The sequence below is a fragment of the Acerihabitans sp. TG2 genome, from assembly GCF_035013185.1.
GTDB lineage: Bacteria > Pseudomonadota > Gammaproteobacteria > Enterobacterales > Enterobacteriaceae > Acerihabitans.
In genome coordinates this window covers 22628-41272 of record NZ_JAYGJO010000007.1, presented here as the reverse complement: position 1 = coordinate 41272, position 18645 = coordinate 22628, and the positions used below count along the sequence as shown (strand labels likewise).

Below are 18645 nucleotides of genomic sequence, written 5' to 3'. Positions count from 1 at the left end.
GATAAAAGTAGAACCTGGCGAGGGAAAACACAAGGCGTCAACGGTAAAACCCGACCAAAACCTGGCTGCACTGTCCCGCATTTATTGCCCCCGACACACTTACTCAAGCCGCAACCGATCAGAACACTGGGCGCGGGATGAACCGCTAAGCATCAGGACGATAAAGGCTAATCGCCCATGCAATCTCAGCCGAGGTTTTCAACGCTCTGATCTCGGTAAACAGCGCCGCAGCCTGAACGTACTGTTGGCGCAAGAACCCCAGCCATTGCTTGATGCGCGCAACGTGGTACAGCCCGGTATCGCCCTGCTTTTCCAACCGGACATAGTTTTGCAATAATCCCATCACCTCCGGCCAAGCCATGGGGGGTTCATTGTATTTTATCACACGGCTGAGATTAGGCAGGCAAAGCGCGCCGCGTCCTAGCATCAGCGCGTCGCAGCCGGTGGTCGCCAGACATGCCAAGGCGCTATTACGATCGAAAATTTCGCCGTTGGCAATCACCGGTATCGACAGTCGCTGGCGAATTTGGCCTATTGCCGGCCAATCGATACGCTGCGCCTGATAACCGTCCTCCTTGGTGCGTCCATGTACTGCCAGTTCGGTGGCACCCGCTTGGGCAACCGCATCGGCGATCTCCAAACTGCGCAGGGCTGAATCCCACCCTAAACGCACTTTTACCGTTACCGGTAAATGCGCCGGCACAGCGGCGCGCATGGCGTTGACCGCGCGGTAGATCAGTTCGGGATCTTTGAGCAACGAGGCGCCACCACCGCTGCCGTTGACGGTTTTCGAAGGACATCCGCAGTTAAGATCCACACCCCAAGAACCCAATTCAACAGCACGAAAAGCATTTTCCGCCAGCCATTGAGGGTGCTGCCCCAGCAGTTGAACCCGTACCGGCGTACCGTCAGGGGTTCGGCTGGCATGACGCAGCTCCGGGCACAGGCGATAAAAGGATTTTACCGGCAGCAGTTGGTCCACCACCCGCAGAAATTCGGTGATGCACAGATCGTAATCGTTAATTTCGCCCAGCAGTTCCCGGACCAGTGAGTCCAGGACGCCCTCCATCGGTGCCAATAAAACGCGCATAAAAAATCCGTCGCTGATGATCGGGCCATAGTAGGGGATCCAACGCGATAAAATCAAATGCTTATCGCCCTCCAGCCGCAAGAAACCTACTGGTTATGGGTTTGAAGAATGGCGGGTCGCCGCAAAAAAAAACCGCACTGTCAAATGGCAGACCCAGGGTCCAGCATTCGTAGTGCGGTTTTTTATACGGGCGAGGTTAACAGCGATTAAGCGCGTACATCTGCCCGTGGCGTGAAAGATACTGGATATTACCGCTATCTTTCACGTTATAGCGAAAATGCGTCATTATTTCTTAGGATTACGGCTGTCCCGTGAACCAGATCCCGCATAGGCGGACGCACCTGATGAGCGACGAGGCGCTCCGCTGCGACCCGGTTGCGACGCACTTTCGCCGTCACGACGGCGTTGTGGCGGACGGCCATCTCGAGACGCGCCGTCACGGGAACCGTTACCTGCTGATGCACTGCGGGCAGGTGTGCCACGGGACGGCGCCCCGCGCGATGGGCCGCTTGAGCGGCTACCGCGACCGGTTTGCAACGGTTCTGCTTTAATGGTCGGATCCGGATCATAGCCCGGTAGCGCCATGCGCGGGATCGGCCGTTTCAACAGGCGTTCGATATCACGCAACAGTCCCAGTTCATCGACGCAGACTAAGGACAAGGCCTCGCCGGTAGCGGCGGCACGACCGGTACGACCGATACGATGCACATAATCTTCGGCAATCTGTGGCAACTCATAGTTGACCACATGGGGCAGCAGATCGATGTCCAGTCCACGGGCAGCGATATCTGTCGCCACCAGCACCCGAATTTTGCCTTGCTTAAAATCAGCCAGCGCCCGAGTACGAGCACCCTGGCTTTTATTGCCATGGATTGCCGCCGAAGTGATGCCATCTTTATTGAGCAGTTCAGCCAAATGGTTGGCACCGTGTTTGGTGCGAGTGAAGACCAGCACTTGACGCCAGTCGTTCTGACCAATCATATAAGAAAGCAGCTCGCGCTTGCGTTTCTTGTCCACCAGATGCACGCACTGTTCAATCTGTTCGGCAGCCACACTGCTGCGCGCCACAGATACCGACGCGGGATTACTCAGCAAAGTGTTCGCCAGAACTTTGATGTCATCAGAGAACGTGGCTGAGAACATCAGGCTTTGCCGTTTAACTGGCAACAATTTCATTACGCGGCGAATGTCGTGGATAAAGCCCATGTCCAGCATACGGTCGGCTTCATCCAGTACCAAAATTTCCACGTTCGATAAATCTACTGCGCGCTGCTGCGCCAGATCCAGTAATCGACCCGGGGTAGCCACCAGCACATCTACACCGCTGCGCAATTTCATCATCTGCGGATTGATGCTGACGCCGCCGAACACCACCAGCGAACGAATGGCCAGATGGGCGCTGTATTCAACCACATTTTCGCCAATCTGCGCCGCCAGTTCACGGGTAGGCGTCAGTATTAGCGCCCGTACCGGGCGCCGGCCTTTCAGCGCAGGTTCCTGGGTTAACAGTTGCAGTATCGGCAGGGTAAACGCGGCGGTTTTGCCGGTGCCGGTTTGTGCGCTGGCCATAATATCGCGGCCTTGCAATACAAACGGAATAGCTTGTGATTGTACCGGTGTTGGCTCGTCATAGCCCTTCTCGGATAACGCACGCAAAATCTCAGCACTTAGGCCAAGTGTATCAAATGACATTTTAATGAAAAACTCCAGATCCGCCCCGATGTCGCCAGTCTAAGCTGCGCTCAGGGGGATAATCAGATGGGAGGTCAATCCTCACCATGGTGAACGGACAAAATCTATTGTGAGGATTGTAGCAAAATTACAAACAAAATGGGATGGGTATCAAATAAATATCTGCAACCTGGCAGGAAAAATGCTACCCATCAACGACCAACCAGAGTAAAAAATAACTAAAATCATTAAGTTAATGTGGATTAAGAAATTTATCCAGGAACTGTTTGGTGCGCGTTTGCTGCGGGTGGGTAAATACCTCACGCGCCGTTCCCTGCTCGGTAATCACACCGTGATCCATGAAAATGGCCCGATCGGCGACATCACGGGCAAAACTCATCTCATGGGTCACGATGACCATGGTGCGTTTTTCCTCCGCCAGGTCGCGAATGGTACTGAGCACTTCACCGACCAGTTCCGGATCCAGCGCCGAGGTCGGCTCGTCAAACAGGATCACTTCAGGGCGCATCGCCAGCGCTCTGGCAATGGCCACCCGCTGTTGCTGCCCCCCTGAAAGCCGTTTGGGATAGGCGTCTTCTTTACCGCTCAAGCCCACCTTAGCCAGCAATTCCCTGGCGCGTTCGATGGCCTCAGCGCGCGATTCGCCTTTGACAATAACCGGCCCCTCAATGATATTTTCCAAGACCGTGCGATGGGGAAATAAATTAAAACTTTGAAAAACAAACCCCACCTGCTGACGCAATGCCCTGATTTGGCTTTTTTGGGTACTAAGCGCACGTGAACCGTCGATAATAATTGAACCTACCTGAATCGTGCCGCTATCGGGCTCCTCAAGCAGGTTAATGCTGCGCAACAGCGTGGTTTTCCCCGAGCCACTGGGCCCGACAATCGCTAACACATCACCGCGATTAACCGACAGATCGATACCGTGAAGCACCGGCTGACCATGAAAGGATTTGACCAATTGCCTGACTTCTATAGTACTGGCTGGGTTGTGGTCGAGATTATTGTTGGTGGCACTGTTCATCATCACTCCCGATCTGTTGTTCTCGCCTCGCGTCACCGCTGACCGGTCCGCCAGCGAGGGTGGCCCCCCAGCAACCACCCGTCAGTTAGACATACGGGGGTCTGTCAGCAGGGTACTAACAATTAACATCGCCGCGTTACACGGCGGGATGGTAGGCAAACAATGCCGGCGCCCCACCGGTATGCACAAACAAAATCGGTCCATCATCAAAACGCTGTTGTGTAATACCGTCAATCAGGCCAGCCATGGCCTTACCGGTATAAACCGGGTCAAGCAGCATGCCTTCCAGCCTGGCCAGCAACATAATCGCCGCCTGCCCTTCCTCATTAGGCATGCCATAACCCGGGGCAAAATAATCGTCCCACAGAGTGATGTCCGCCAGCGGCGCCCTGATGCCCAACGTATCGGCCAATTGCTGCTGCAGGTCAACCACTTTAGGCCGTTGCATCGCCACCGAGCGGGAAACCGTCACGCCAATCAGCCGCGTCGCCGGCATCAGCAGTTGTAAGCCCACGGCCAGGCCAGCATGGGTGCCAGCGCTGCCGGACGCAGTGACCACATTACCCAAGGCTAGCTGATCCGCACATTGGTGGGCAATTTCCAGGGCACATCCGACATACCCCAACGCGCCCAACGCATTGGATCCCCCCACCGGCACAACATAAGGGCGAAAACCCTGCGCCTCAAGTCGTTCCGCCAACTCGGCCAACTGCTGGTCGGCATCAACCAGGCCCTCGCACATGACCACCTCGGCGCCGAACAGGTCGAGTAGCAGGCGGTTACCATTGGTTAAATAATTTTCCGCTTCGCTGCCGAATGGGTTCTCCAACAGCGCCACGCAGTGCAGACCCAATTTCGCCGCCACCGCAGCGGTTTGCCTGACATGATTAGACTGTATCGCACCGGCAGTGACCAACGTGTCAGCGCCTTGGCGCAGCGCGTCGGCGGCCAGGAATTCTAATTTGCGCAGCTTATTGCCACCCATGGCCAATGGCGTCACATCATCGCGTTTACAGTAAATTTCACGACCCAGGTGATCGGAGAGTCGCGGAAGAAATTCCAGGGGGGTGGGCGGGCCAATCAGATCGAGGCGGGGGTAATCTGCAAGCTTGAGCGATAGATCCATAATACCCTTCATCTTTCGGGTTACAGGGGTGTTGGCTGCGTTCATTCACCCGAATCACTTTTTTGAGTAAGCTCATCGGGGTGCCTTCACTTGCCGCCTACCTGTAACCCGAAAGCTATTGGGTATACTTCATCTTTCGGGTTACAGGGGTGTTGACTGCGTTCATTCACCCGAATCACTTTTTTGAGTAAGCTCATCGGAGTGCCTTCACTTGCCGCCTACCTGTAACCCGAAAGCTATTGGGTATACTTCATCTTTCGGGTTGCAGGGGTGTTGGGGTGCGGGCAGTGCCAGCGGTTAGCGGCGGTTGCCAAAGATGCGCAGTAACATCAAGAACAGATTGATGAAATCCAGATACAGCGTCAGCGCGCCGACGATGGAATATTTCCGGAACCCATCCTTGTCGTCGATGGAAAGCTGCGAACCCATGCTTTTCAACTTCTGAGTGTCATAGGCCGTTAACCCGACAAACACCACTACGCCGATATACGTCACCGCCCACATCAATGCGGTACTTTTCAACCAGATGTTCACCACTGATGCCAGCACTATGCCGATCAGCGCCATAAACAACAGGTTACCAAAGCTGCTAAGATCGCGTTTAGTGGTGTAACCATATACCGTCATCGCCCCGAACATGCCACCGGCCACAACAAAGGTGCCGGCAATAGACGAAGAGGTATAGATGATGAATATACTGGACAGCGTCAGCCCGGTCAGAGCCGAGTAGAGCATAAACAAACCGGTGGCCATTGCGCCGCTGAGTCGGTTTACCATACCGGAAATGACAAATACCAACGCCAACTGGGCAATAATCAAGCCAAAGAAGGTTATTTGGCTGGAGAATATCAGATTCATCACCGCTGGCGTACGTGCGGCAAACCAGGAGACAAAAGCAGTCAACAACAATCCACACGTCATCCATCCGTATACCTGAGCCATAAATGGCTGGATACCGGCATCAGCACGCTCAACGATTAACCCCTGGGGGCGTGAACCCTGGGGACGGGGGAATCGATCCATGACAGTCACCTTTATGATCAACATAAAACAAAGGCCAGGGAAGCGGCCCACCATTAAATAGCATACCACAAAAATAGCGTTGGCAATAAAGGGCCAAAAGCAAAAAAAACCGCCTCAGGATCAGGCTTTAGCGAGTTTGCCAGCGCTGTGCGGCTTGGTTATCGCTATCACGCGCGTCCACCCAACGGCTGCCTTGGGCAGTCACCTCGCGCTTCCAGAACGGCGCGCGGGTTTTCAGGTAATCCATAATAAATTCGGCAGCATTAAATGCCGCATCGCGGTGGCCGGCTGCGACGCCGACCAGCACGATCTGCTCGCCGGTCCGCAGTTCGCCAACCCGATGGTTAACCGTCACGCGCTGCAGCGGCCAGCGTTGACGCGCCAGGTCAACAATCTCCTCTAACGCCCTTTCGGTCATGCCTGGATAATGTTCTAACGCCAAGGCACTGACGTCATCACCTTGGTTGTAATTGCGCACCTTGCCGGTAAACGTCACTACCGCGCCATCATCATCGCAGGCGGACAACCAAGCATATTCTTCGGCCATATCAAACGGTCGGCTGCCGACATAAATTCGGGTGTCACTCATGCTAGCCCCCGGTAACCGGGGGGAAAAAGGCCACTTCATCGCCAGCCGATAGCGGATGCCCACCCTCCACCAACACTTGATTTACCGCCGATAACAACCGGTCTTGCTCCAGTGCCAATGCCCAGTTCCCACCGCGGGCGGCCAACGACTGGCGTAGCGCCTCAACGGTGGTAAACTCCGACGCCAAAGCCATTCGCTCGCAGCCAACCTGTTCGCGGACTTGGGCAAAAAACAGGACAGTGATCATAACGCTGCACCGATGAAGTCGCCAGATTTACCCCCGCTTTTAGCCAACAGTCGCACCGGACCGATAATCATATCTTTTTGTACCGCCTTGCACATGTCATAGATGGTCAGCGCCGCCACCGAGGCGGCAGTGAGCGCTTCCATCTCTACACCGGTTTTACCGGTCAGACGACACAGGGTTTCGATACGCACCCGTCCCGACCCGATCTGCGCGTCAAGATGCACTTCTACCTTGCTCAGAGCCAGGGGATGGCACAGCGGGATCAACTCCCAGGTGCGCTTAGCAGCCTGAATGCCGGCGATGCGCGCAGTGGCGAAAACATCCCCTTTGTGATGCTGGCCGTCAATAATCATGGCTAACGTCGCTGGCGCCATGGTCACGAACGCTTCGGCACGGGCTTCGCGCAGGGTCTCCTGCTTCGCGGAAACATCGACCATATGGGCTTCGCCGTTAGCGTTAATATGTGTGAGGGTTGGCATGTTTGTTTCCTTGTGGAGTGTCAACCGCCGATAAACGACAGATTAGGGGTGGCGCCGGTATTACCCTGATGAAGAAAATGGGTCTGTTTTTTTAACTGCAAACCGCCGGAGATGCGTGCCTTGAGTTGTTCCAGCCCGTCATCATCGGCCAGCAAATCGCGCAGGGGGATACCGTCCTCGCCAAACAGGCAGAGGTGAAGATCACCCATGGCAGAGACTCTAAGGCGATTGCAACCGGCGCAGAAATCCTTGGCGTAAGGCATGATCAACCCAATTTCCCCCTGATAATCGGGGTGGCGGAATACCTGTGCCGGGCCGTCAGTGCGCCCGCGCGGCTGGAGTTGCCAACCCATGGGAATCAGTTGTCGGCGCAGAACCTCACCGGAGACGTGGCGGGAGCGGAACAATTCACCACCGTCGCCGGTTTCCATCAGTTCGATAAAACGCAGTTGGATAGGACGGGTTTTGATCCAGGCCAGGAACCCATCAAGATGGATGTCATTAATATTGCGCATCAGCACGGTGTTAACTTTGACCTGACTGAACCCCGCCGCAAAAGCGGCGTCGATACCCGCCATCACCTGCCGGAACTTATCCTGGCCGGTGATCAGCTTGAATTGCCGGGAATCAAGACTGTCGACGCTGACGTTCAATGCAGTCAACCCCGCCTCGCGCCAGCTGGCGATATCGCGCTCCAGCCGATAACCGTTGGTGGTTACCGCCAGCGTGCTGATCTGCGTATGGGAACGTACTGCCGCAATAATATCGCAAAAATCACGACGCAAGGAAGGTTCGCCGCCGGTCAGGCGCACCTTCTCCGTGCCAAGATCGGCAAACGCATGAGTAAGGCGCCAGATCTCATCAAGCGACAGGAAGCTATTATTGTTACTGCCGTGCGGCCGGTAGCCGTTGGGCAAACAATAGGTACAACGGAAGTTACAAACGTCCGTAACAGACAGGCGCAAATAATAAAATTTACGCGCAAACGCATCAATGAGTTGTGGCACCGTTTAACACCTTTCCAAATTCGGGAGATGCCGACGTTTCCATCTGGCACCCTGGTGGCTTGCGCCACGGCCAAAATACCTTATTGCATAACACCGCAACGTAGGCACAGAGGCTAGGAGTTCGATTCCGCACGACCACATTACTGTGACGTGAATAAACCTTAGTGATTAATAGTGTAATCCTTATTAGCAGGCTGCGCCATGCTAGTGAATACAAATTACGCTGTATAAACAATTATATATCGAAATATATTCATCACCAGACGGAGGTTAATCCATCCTATTATCCGCTGTTGCACGGGGGGGTATTTGGGATGTGTATTGATATTTTGCATTTATAGCCGGATCGGCTATTTTAATCGGCATCGAGACCAACATGCCGGCACACTAAAGCATGAAAGCGAGACAACAGGATAATGAGGAGCGTTATGCGAAACCGCAGTTTGGCCGATCTCGATCGGGTAGTGACGCTGGGCGGCGGGCACGGTTTGGGGCGTGTGATGTCGGCGTTATCCTCGCTGGGCTCACGGCTTACTGGGATTGTCACCACCACCGACAATGGGGGATCAACCGGACGGATCCGGCAATCGGAAGGCGGCATCGCCTGGGGCGATACCCGCAACTGTCTTAATCAGCTGATAGCACAACCCAGTATCGCAGCGGCCATGTTTGAATACCGTTTTACCGGCCGGGGTGAACTGGCTGGCCACAATCTGGGCAACCTGATGCTTAAGGCGCTGGATAATCTCAGCGTACGGCCATTGGACGCCATCAACCTGATTCGCAATATACTAAAGGTGGATGCCCTGCTTATCCCCATGTCCGAGCATGCAGTCGACCTGCAGGCCGTGACTGCCGCAGGCACCACCGTCGACGGTGAAATGGCGGTGGATCAGCTCACTGTGCTCCCGACCCACCTGCGATTAACCCCTGAGGTACCCGCCACCCGCGAAGCATTACACGCCATCGCCACCGCAGACCTTATCCTAATAGGTCCCGGCAGTTTTTTGACCAGCCTAATGCCACTGCTGTTGCTGAGTGATTTGTCCCAAGCACTGCGTCGCACCCAGGTGCCGCTAATCTATATCGATAACTTAGGCCGTGAACTCAGCCCGGCGGCGGCCAATCTTAGTCTCATCCAAAAGCTGGCGCTAATGGAACAGGCTATCGGCAGAGCCAACAGGATCGACGCGCTGCTGATCGGCCCCACCCGTGACGCGAGCGGTGTCACCGATCGGATGATCATCCAGCGTCCGCTGGCCGCCATGGATGAGCCTCATCACCATGATCGGCAGTTGTTGCGCACTGCATTAGATGACGCGCTACAATCGCTCGGATAAATAAGGCCGGCCGTTCACCTCAGGATAGGGCGATAAAATGCTCACGCAAGGCATGGATTTCGTCGCGTACGCTGGCCGCCTGTTCAAATTCGAGATTCTGCGCATGCGCCTGCATTTTAGCCTCCAGCTCGCTGATTTTTTTATCCAACGCTTTAGGCGTCATATCACCATAATGCGCCGCAGCTTCCATCGCCTTGCGCTTTTTCTGTTTAGCATGTGCTGGCGATTGGCCCAATTCCATAATATCTGCCACCGATTTATTCAGCGCCTGCGGAATAATGCCATGTTCTTGATTATAGGCATGCTGCTTCACGCGTCGTCGTTCGGTTTCATCAATGGCACGCGCCATGGACGGCGTGATCTTGTCACCATACAGAATCGCCTTGCCGTTCAGATTGCGCGCAGCTCGGCCGATGGTCTGGATTAACGAACGTTCAGAGCGTAAAAACCCTTCTTTGTCCGCATCCAGGATGGCCACCAGCGACACTTCCGGCATATCCAGCCCTTCGCGCAGCAGATTGATGCCAACCAAAACATCAAATTCTCCGAGACGCAGGTCACGGATAATTTCTACCCGCTCCACGGTTTCAATGTCGGAGTGCAGATAACGTACCCGCTCACCATGCTCGACCAGATATTCGGTCAGATCTTCCGCCATCCGTTTGGTCAGCGTGGTCACCAGCACCCGTTCATTAATCAGCACCCGCTTGCGGATTTCAGACAGCAGATCGTCCACCTGAGTACCCACCGGGCGGACTTCGATCTGCGGATCGAGCAGGCCAGTAGGACGCACCAGTTGATCGACTACCACCCCACCGCACATCTCCAGCTCATATTTGCCCGGCGTTGCCGAAACGTAGATCGTTTGCGGTGCCTGGGCGGCAAATTCTTCAAACCGCATCGGCCGGTTATCCAACGCCGAAGGCAGACGGAAACCATATTCCACCAGCGTCTCTTTGCGTGCACGATCGCCACGGTACATTCCACCAATTTGCGGAATGGTGACATGGGATTCATCAACAATCAGCAGACCGTCGGCGGGCAGGTAATCAAACAGCGTTGGCGGTGGTTCGCCTGGTCCACGTCCCGACAGATAGCGCGAGTAGTTTTCAATGCCCGAGCAATAGCCCAGCTCATTCATCATTTCCAGATCAAACTGGGTGCGCTGAGACAGGCGCTGCTCCTCCACCAATTTATGGCTGGACAGTAAATTCTGACGACGATCCGCCAGTTCGACCTTGATATCTTCCATGGCTTGCAGCAGGCGCTCGCGCGGCGTGACATAATGCGTCTTGGGATAGATGGTATAACGCGGCACCACCTGGTCTACTTGCCCGGTAAGTGGATCAAACAACGACAGCCGCTCTACCTCCTCGTCAAATAACTCAACACGCAGCGCAATGTCATCGGATTCGGCAGGAAAAATATCAATAACTTCACCGCGTACCCTAAAGGTCCCGCGTTGGAAGGCTTGATCGTTGCGGGTGTATTGCAGTTCGGACAGGCGCCGCAATATCGATCGTTGATCGATAATCATGCCGCGGGTCAGATGCAGCATCATTTTCAGGTAGGCGTCAGGATCACCCAAACCATAAATCGCTGAAACCGACGCCACCACGATCACATCCCGGCGTTCTAACAGCGCCTTGGTGGCGGATAAGCGCATTTGCTCGATATGCTCGTTTACCGAGGCGTCTTTTTCAATAAAGGTATCTGAACTGGGAACATAGGCTTCCGGCTGGTAATAGTCATAATACGAGACGAAATACTCAACCGCATTGTCGGGAAAAAAAGCCTTCATTTCGCCATAAAGCTGCGCCGCGAGTGTCTTGTTGGGTGCCAGGATCATGCTGGGTCGGTTAAGATCGGCAATCACATTCGCCACGGTAAAGGTTTTACCCGATCCCGTCACGCCCAGTAAGGTCTGATGGGCCAGCCCATCCTGTAACCCTTCTTCAAGATGGCGAATCGCCTCCGGCTGATCGCCGGAAGGTTTAAAGCTCGATTGCAGGTTAAAGGCTTTACTCATTTACTGGACTACCTCTGGGCAACATAAGAAAAATATCGTTAACAGAATGGTGGTCTGGATTTAGAATACTGGATACAAAACCAGTAATATAATACCCTTTCCGGCGAAACTCGCAAGTGCCGATGCGGTAGTGCCAAGGAAATGGGATCGTTTTGGATCCTCACCATTCTTATTTTATTATAAATCGTTATAAAATTAACACAGGGTAAAAGACTGCTGCAATTCGACACCAAGTCGATCATCACTTTACAAATTTGCTTGATTTTAATTAACTGTTTGTATTTCTGCCAATTAAAAAAAACGTGGAGAATACAGGCAACGCTCTATGAACCCGCGCCCACTCTCGTTTCCGCCGGCTTTTCTAAACCTAATGCACATGGTTATCCACAGGAATAGTGGATAAGTCTTACCGCACCGCTTGCTGCTTGGGTTCCACAAAGCTGACATTGATGACACCTAAATGACAAACCTGCGTCTTTTTAGCTATTTTTGATCGCTCAACCGCTTTTTTTTATGTCCAAATCACCTAACCCTTTTGCCCCTGTACCAAAACACCGTCACGTTGAATCACCACCCGCCGCACTGGTTTAGTGCCTTATTCACGCCTAGAGTCGCAATTGCACCACCGCACCGCCCAACAGCACCGTTAATGTGCAATAAGCCGCAGTTTGTTTGGAAAATAGCCATTGACGGTATGTCATTATGCTGCCACAACCCGGTAAAGACAGTTCATCATAAACTCATCAGATGTTGATTTGAGGCCGGCACAATTGAGTGAATTCCTATGCGCATACTAAGATAAGTGATTGCGATGCACGAACACGGTCAACGCACCGGCAGTCTGAAAGATAACGGGGGAGATTAACCGGTCCACCCGGCAACACTATTGGCCTGATAGTTGCTAGCTAGAGAAGTCGTTGCTAGAAAAGAAGTCGTTCTCAGAAGGGAAGTGTTTGTAGCGAATGCGACATTAAACATCAATAATAGGGAGGAAGACATTCTATGTTACGTTTGCACGCGGTGAACCAGTTTTATGGTCCCAAGCAGATATTGTGGGATGTCGACTTAGAGTTGCCCCATGGCCATTGCACCTATGTTCTGGGCCGTAACGGGGTAGGTAAAAGCACCCTCGTCAACTGCATCATGGGCCATATCCCTATCACCAGTGGATCGATAACCTGGCATCTGCACGGCGAAGCGGAGCTGAATTTACTGCAGCATCCGGTTGAGCAGCGCGCAGCACTGGGAATTGGTTATGTGCCGCAGGGCCGTCAGGTGTTTTCCCAACTCAGCGTTGACGAAAATATGCGGGTGGCGCTACTGGCCGGTCGGAATAAATCCCGTCAGATACCCGCCATGGTGTATGAGTTATTTCCGGTATTGCATAACATGCGTCATCAGCGAGCCGGGGATCTCAGCGAAAGCGGGCAACAGCAGTTAGCTATCGCCCGGGCGCTGGTGCTCGAACCGGAGCTACTGATCCTCGATGAACCTACCGGGGGTTCCCAGCCCACCGTAATAGAGGAGATCGGCCATAATATCCACCGTCTGCAGCGTGAATTTGGCCTTACGTTGTTGGTCGTGGAGCAGCAGTTACCGTTTACTCCCGAGGCAGGCGATAGGTTTTGTTTACTCGAAGCAGGGCGCAATGTCGCTCAGGGCCCGCTTGATCAATTGGATGAGAGCCTTATCCAAACCTATCTGGCGGTATAACGACAGATCATTGATGGGGAAAACTGACTCGTTATGCCATATTCACCCATTATCGCCTATATCGCCGCAATTCAGGGCGTTAATATCCCCATTCTCCACGTTACAGGTGAGTAGGCTTTCCTGTAACTCGGACTATTTAGGGTATAGTTCCCTATCACGCCCCATTTTTCACTGCCATGGCGCTCCATAAACAGCATCACCACTCCGTTACTGCTCCTTTACCAACCAATCTGATAATGTCCGAAAATCGATATACGCCGCCAGATCGGCGCAGGCCGGATCCGTCAGCCAGGGAATTTCACCCAACAACGGCGCCCTTAGTTGTTGGCGCAGCGTCGCCAGGTACTCTGTTCGCCGATGCGGCTCGCATGAGAGATCGTTAGCTATCCAACCGACCAACGGCAGCCCGGCCTGGCGTATCGCCAAGGCCGTTAATAACGCATGGTTAATGCAGCCAAGCTTGATCCCAACCACCAAGATCACCGGCAGTCGTTCAGCCACGACCCATTGATCATAACTAACATCATCGTTTAACGGCGTAAACCAGCCACCAGCACCTTCAACAATCACCCAGGGTGCCAGTCCTTCAAGTTCCCGTAGACCCTCCGAGAGCAGCAGCGGATCGATGACGCGGCTTTCATCGCGGCTGGCGATATGCGGCGACGTCGGCGCCAGCAGCGCCACCGGGTTAACCTGACGATACGTCAGCACCACACTGGCGTTGCTGAGCAAGGCCAATGCATCGTCATTGCGCGGCCCGTCAGTGGTTTCCCGGCAGCCGGCAGCCACCGGCTTGTAACCGACAGCCTTGCCGCCTGCGCGCTTGACGGCCTGCAACAGGGCGCAGGCCGCCACGGTCTTGCCGATATCGGTATCGGTGCCGGTGATAAAAAAACGCTTATTCACGATAAATAACACCATAGTTAAGTTGATAACTCAGTGGAAGCTTGCCCTGATGCCGGGTCCAGGCCGCGTCGAGTCGCTGCAGGCATGAGCGGCTGGTCAACCCCGGAGCACGCCCATCTCGCAGATGGCCTGCACCCACCCCTTTCAATTCATGGAGCAAGGCCGACAACTGCGGATATTCCAGCGTGAGGCGCGCCGCGCTGAAATGATGGCGATAGGGTACAAAAGCCTGAGCAATGGCCATTGAAGTCAAAAAACGGTTAAGATGAACCCCTTGATCCACCTTGGACCACGCTTGGCGGAGTTCCATCAGCGAACCGTCGGCCAGGGTCGAGACGGCAATCACCCCACCCGGGCGGGTGACGCGGTAAAATTCAGCCAGGGCGCGAGGAAGATCATCACACCACTGCACCGCAAGGTTGGAGAAACACATGTCCACGCTAGCCTCTCCCAACGGTAATTGTTCGATATCCCCCGCCAGATAGGCGCACGTGGAATCATTACTGCGCGCCTGCGCCAGCATATCCGGTGCCAAATCCAGCGCCACGACCTGATTACCCTGCGCTCGCCATGACCGGCTGAACCAACCCGTTCCGCAGCCGGCATCCAATACCGTCCAGCCGCTGCGCGGGCCAACCAACGCCATCAGGTGCTGGCCGCTGGCGCGCTGTAACCCGGCATGCTGGTCATAGTTCGCGGCGGCGCGACCAAATGTACGGGCAATGCGCTGTTTATGCGAGGTGACGGGCAGCATTCAGAGCCTCCAGCAACACATCGATGTCCGCGCTCTGGTGTGCCGCAGTCAGAGTAATGCGCAGCCGGGCGCTGCCCGGCGGCACCGTTGGCGGTCGGATAGCCGTAAGCCAACACCCCCGTTCGCGTAGCCGTTCGGTCACCGCCAGCGCCAGCAGATTATCGCCTATCAACAACGGTTGGATGGCGCTGGTGGGGGATCCAGGCGTATACCCCAGGCTGATGACACCCGCGCGAAAGCGCGCGATATTGCGCCGCAGTTGCTCCCGTAACGCATCGCCCTGGATAATCGCACTGACCGCAGCGTCGATGGCGTAGACCTGGGCCGGCGGCAGCGCAGTGCTGTAAATCAGATGGCGCGCATACTGCAGCAGATACTCAGCAACCGGCGCAGTGCAGAGCACCGCCGCGCCGCCAACCCCGGCGGCTTTGCCGAAAGTGACCACCAACAGCTCGGGGTGACAACCTTGCTGCCAGGCACTGCCTCTACCTTGGTCGCCCACCACGCCAAATCCATGGGCATCGTCTACCAGCAACCAACCGCCAGCCACACTGGCCACGTCGGTTAAAGCACGTAGCGGCGCACAGTCGCCATCCATGCTAAAGACACCTTCGGTGATCACCAACAGATGACCTGATGCATCACGCCGGGCCAGTCGGGCCAGCGAAGCGGCATCGTTATGGGCAAAACGGCGCAAATGCGCCGGCGACAGGATAGCCGCCTCCAATAACGACGCATGGCTGAGTTTATCCGCCAGGATCCGATCCCCTTCGGCCGCCAGCGCGCCAATAATTCCCTGGTTGGCGGCGTAACCCGAGCTAAACAACAGTGCCCGCTCATAGCCCAGCCAATCGGCCAGCCGATGTTCCAGCGCCTGGTGCACCAGACTATAACCGGTAACGTGCCCTGAACCGCCGCTACCGACACCATGGCGTACCGCCCCCTGCCGCCAGGCCTCAACCACGCGGGGATCCCGAGCCAGCCCTAAATAGTCGTTACTGGAAAAATTCAGATAACGGCGCCCTTGATAGGCCAAAAAACGCTGATTACCGTCGACTATCGCCATACGGCGACGATAGGCATCGGTCCGTTGCCTATCCTGAAGCCCCCGCTCGATTTTTTCATCCCAGTTCATTAGCGTGCCGCGTTATGATATAACGCGGTATCGGCGTCCAGCCAGTGTTCAACCCATTGCCGTTGCTGCTGCTGGTTGCCAGCATCGGTTTGGTGTTGCTGTGTATTCAATCCGAGCTTGGCAAACAGCGCGAGATCCTTATCTTCATCCGGATTAGGGGTCGTGAGCAATTTGCAGCCATAAAAGAGGGAATTGGCGCCCGCCAGGAAACACATCGCCTGGGTTTGCTCGCTCATTTGCTCGCGCCCCGCCGACAAACGAACGTGTGAACGAGGCATCATAATGCGTGCCACCGCGATGGTACGGATAAAATCAAAAGCATCAACATCCTCATTATCCGCCAGCGGCGTGCCCTTGACCTTAACCAGCATATTAATGGGCACACTTTCCGGTGGCACCGGTAAATTGGCCAACTGCACCAGCAACCCGGCGCGATCAGCAACCGTTTCACCCAGACCGACTATCCCACCTGAGCAAACTTTAATACCAGCGCCGCGTACTTTCTCTAGCGTATCCAGGCGATCCTGATAACTGCGGGTGGTGATGATCGAGCCATAAAATTCCGGCGACGTGTCCAGATTATGATTATAAAAATCCAATCCAGCCGACGCTAAGCTCGTCGCTTGGGAATCACTGAGCATCCCGAGGGTCATGCAGGTCTCCATGCCCATCTCCTTGACGCCCCGGACCATTTGCTCCAAATAAGGCATATCGCGATCGCGCGGATTTTTCCAGGCAGCCCCCATGCAAAACCGGGTCGAACCGGCCGCCTTGGCTTTGCGTGCCGAGGCCAGCACCTGCTCTACCTGCATCAATTGCTCGCTGTCCAGGCCGGTGTGATAACGCGCGCTTTGCGGACAGTATTTACAATCCTCCGGGCAAGCGCCGGTTTTGATGGATAATAAGGTGCTCACCTGAATCTGATTAGGGTCGAAAAACGTGCGATGCACAGTCTGGGCTTCAAACAGCAAATCCATAAAAGGTTTATCGAACAGGGCCTGGGCCTGTTGCAACGTCCAGTGAGGATAATTTTGCATGGGATGACCATCTCAATATGAGGGAATAAAACAGTTCCGTTAGTGTAATTCAAGCGGCTATACTGTCAACCAAATGTTGATCATTAAGGTTTACAAGTAATATGATGACTGCTGATGACTTGGCTTTCGATCGACGCCATATTTGGCATCCTTATACGTCTATAACCGCGCCCCTGCCCTGCTACCCGGTGGTGGCCGCCGAGGGTAACGAACTGCAACTGGCCGATGGCCGACGCCTGGTGGACGGTATGTCCTCGTGGTGGGCCGCGATCCACGGCTACAACCACCCGGCGATTAACCAGGCGATCGCTGAACAATTGCAGGCGATGTCCCACGTGATGTTCGGCGGCATCACCCACCCTGCGGCGGTGGCGTTATGTCGCCGACTGGTCGCCATGACCCCGGCGCCACTGGAATGTGTATTCCTGGCAGATTCCGGTTCGGTCGCCGTTGAGGTGGCGATTAAAATGGCCTTGCAGTACTGGCAAGCACGGGGAGAAGATCGCCGTTGCCTGCTGACGGTACGCCAGGGTTATCATGGTGATACCTGCGGGGCGATGTCGGTATGCGACCCCCAAACCTCGATGCATCGATTATTTCAAGGGTATTTGCCGCAACATGAGTTCGTCGCCGCACCCAGCTGTCGTTTTGACGACGAATGGCGCGAAGAGGATATCGCCGAACTGGCCAACCGGTTGGCATCCGATGGCTCGCAACCCGCGGCGGTGATCCTCGAACCCATTGTACAGGGCGCCGGCGGCATGCGTTTTTATCACCCCACCTACCTGCGGCGAGTACGTGAATTATGCGATCGTCACCAGGTGCTGCTGATCGCGGATGAAATCGCCACTGGCTTCGGCCGCACCGGCAGGTTATTCGCTTGTGAACATGCGGGTATTTCACCGGATATTATGTGTTTGGGTAAAGCGCTGACCGGTGGTTACCTTACGTTGTCCGCGACGCTGACGAGTCGTGACGTGGCCGATACCGTCAGCAATGGCGAAGCAGGGTGCTTTATGCATGGCCCCACGTTTATGGCCAATCCACTGGCCTGCGCTGCGGCTAATGCCAGTCTGGCGCTGCTCGAACAAGGGCATTGGCCGGCGCAGGTGGCAGCGATTGAGCAGCAGTTGCGCGATGGCCTCTTGCCCCTGCGCGCGCATCACCAGGTGGCTGATGCACGGGTATTAGGCGCTATCGGCGTGGTGGAAACCCATACTGCGGTGAATCTGGCGGCGCTACAGCATTTTTTTGTTACGCAGGGCGTCTGGATCCGCCCGTTTGGCCGCTTAATTTATCTCATGCCGCCTTACAGTATTCAACCAGAGCAGTTAGCGTTACTGATAACCACACTGACGGCATCGCTGGATCGGCCCGCGCATTTTATTGCCTGAAAACGGTGAAATGATCATGATGTGGTGCCGGGTCGATGGGCAGGGTCATCGACCATG

17 protein-coding genes and 1 riboswitch are annotated in these 18645 nt (G+C 54.9%); of the genes, 3 read left to right on the top strand and 14 right to left on the bottom strand.

Features of this window, described 5'->3' with window-relative positions:
* Positions 1 to 145: 145 nt before the first annotated feature.
* From dusC to moaA, 9 genes are all read right to left on the bottom strand, one after another.
* Positions 146 to 1090, bottom strand: coding sequence for a tRNA dihydrouridine(16) synthase DusC (gene dusC / locus SJI19_RS08400; protein WP_323477809.1), 945 nt, complete (start codon positions 1088 to 1090; stop codon positions 146 to 148).
* A 285-nt stretch (positions 1091 to 1375) separates the two neighbouring features.
* A complete protein-coding gene (gene rhlE / locus SJI19_RS08395) occupies positions 1376 to 2782 on the bottom strand; it encodes an ATP-dependent RNA helicase RhlE (protein ID WP_323477808.1) in 1407 nt (468 codons plus the stop codon).
* Positions 2783 to 3014: 232 nt separating this feature from the next.
* Positions 3015 to 3809, bottom strand: coding sequence for an L-cystine ABC transporter ATP-binding protein TcyN (tcyN, locus tag SJI19_RS08390; RefSeq protein WP_323477932.1), 795 nt, complete (start codon positions 3807 to 3809; stop codon positions 3015 to 3017).
* Positions 3810 to 3945: 136 nt separating this feature from the next.
* Positions 3946 to 4935 carry a D-cysteine desulfhydrase gene (locus SJI19_RS08385; RefSeq protein ID WP_323477807.1) on the bottom strand — a complete coding sequence of 330 codons (990 nt, stop codon included), beginning with the start codon at positions 4933 to 4935 and terminating at the stop codon, positions 3946 to 3948.
* 297 nt (positions 4936 to 5232) lie between these two features.
* Complete coding sequence (locus SJI19_RS08380; RefSeq protein ID WP_323477806.1) at positions 5233 to 5958, bottom strand: Bax inhibitor-1/YccA family protein; 726 nt, start codon at positions 5956 to 5958, stop codon at positions 5233 to 5235.
* A 127-nt stretch (positions 5959 to 6085) separates the two neighbouring features.
* Positions 6086 to 6547, bottom strand: coding sequence for a molybdopterin synthase catalytic subunit MoaE (moaE, locus tag SJI19_RS08375; RefSeq protein ID WP_323477805.1), 462 nt, complete (start codon positions 6545 to 6547; stop codon positions 6086 to 6088).
* A gap of 1 nt (position 6548) precedes the next feature.
* Complete coding sequence (moaD, locus tag SJI19_RS08370) at positions 6549 to 6794, bottom strand: molybdopterin synthase sulfur carrier subunit (protein ID WP_323477804.1); 246 nt, start codon at positions 6792 to 6794, stop codon at positions 6549 to 6551.
* A complete protein-coding gene (gene moaC / locus SJI19_RS08365; protein WP_323477803.1) occupies positions 6791 to 7273 on the bottom strand; it encodes a cyclic pyranopterin monophosphate synthase MoaC in 483 nt (160 codons plus the stop codon). The genes moaD and moaC overlap by 4 nt, the downstream gene beginning before the upstream one ends.
* A 20-nt stretch (positions 7274 to 7293) precedes the next feature.
* The gene (gene moaA, locus SJI19_RS08360; protein ID WP_323477802.1) at positions 7294 to 8280 is read right to left on the bottom strand and encodes a GTP 3',8-cyclase MoaA; all 987 of its coding nucleotides are present in this window, start codon (positions 8278 to 8280) and stop codon (positions 7294 to 7296) included.
* A riboswitch (molybdenum cofactor riboswitch) is annotated at positions 8272 to 8412 on the bottom strand. (Overlaps the previous gene by 9 nt.)
* Positions 8413 to 8708: 296 nt before the next feature.
* Between moaA and yvcK the strand changes: the two genes are divergently transcribed.
* On the top strand, positions 8709 to 9620 hold the full coding sequence (gene yvcK / locus SJI19_RS08355; protein WP_323477801.1) for a uridine diphosphate-N-acetylglucosamine-binding protein YvcK: 912 nt from the start codon (positions 8709 to 8711) through the stop codon (positions 9618 to 9620).
* A 19-nt stretch (positions 9621 to 9639) separates the two neighbouring features.
* Here the strand turns inward: yvcK and uvrB are convergent, their stop codons facing one another.
* On the bottom strand, positions 9640 to 11649 hold the full coding sequence (gene uvrB / locus SJI19_RS08350; protein WP_323477800.1) for an excinuclease ABC subunit UvrB: 2010 nt from the start codon (positions 11647 to 11649) through the stop codon (positions 9640 to 9642).
* 1002 nt (positions 11650 to 12651) lie between these two features.
* Between uvrB and SJI19_RS08345 the strand changes: the two genes are divergently transcribed.
* Complete coding sequence (locus SJI19_RS08345; RefSeq protein ID WP_323477799.1) at positions 12652 to 13362, top strand: ATP-binding cassette domain-containing protein; 711 nt, start codon at positions 12652 to 12654, stop codon at positions 13360 to 13362.
* A gap of 207 nt (positions 13363 to 13569) precedes the next feature.
* Here the strand turns inward: SJI19_RS08345 and bioD are convergent, their stop codons facing one another.
* From bioD to bioB, 4 genes are read right to left on the bottom strand one after another with little or no spacing between them, the layout of a single operon-like run.
* Positions 13570 to 14268, bottom strand: a complete 699-nt coding sequence (gene bioD, locus SJI19_RS08340) for a dethiobiotin synthase (protein ID WP_323477798.1) — start codon at positions 14266 to 14268, stop codon at positions 13570 to 13572.
* A complete protein-coding gene (gene bioC, locus SJI19_RS08335) occupies positions 14261 to 15022 on the bottom strand; it encodes a malonyl-ACP O-methyltransferase BioC (RefSeq protein WP_323477797.1) in 762 nt (253 codons plus the stop codon). Before bioC ends, bioD begins: the two co-directional genes overlap by 8 nt.
* Positions 15000 to 16157 (bottom strand): 8-amino-7-oxononanoate synthase, encoded by a 1158-nt coding sequence (gene bioF / locus SJI19_RS08330; protein WP_323477796.1) that lies wholly within the window; start codon positions 16155 to 16157, stop codon positions 15000 to 15002. Before bioF ends, bioC begins: the two co-directional genes overlap by 23 nt.
* Positions 16157 to 17194 (bottom strand): biotin synthase BioB, encoded by a 1038-nt coding sequence (gene bioB / locus SJI19_RS08325; RefSeq protein WP_323477795.1) that lies wholly within the window; start codon positions 17192 to 17194, stop codon positions 16157 to 16159. The genes bioF and bioB overlap by 1 nt, the downstream gene beginning before the upstream one ends.
* A gap of 104 nt (positions 17195 to 17298) precedes the next feature.
* Here bioB and bioA point away from each other — a divergent pair, with 104 nt between their 5' ends.
* Positions 17299 to 18588, top strand: a complete 1290-nt coding sequence (gene bioA, locus SJI19_RS08320) for an adenosylmethionine--8-amino-7-oxononanoate transaminase (protein WP_323477931.1) — start codon at positions 17299 to 17301, stop codon at positions 18586 to 18588.
* Positions 18589 to 18645 lie beyond the last annotated feature (57 nt).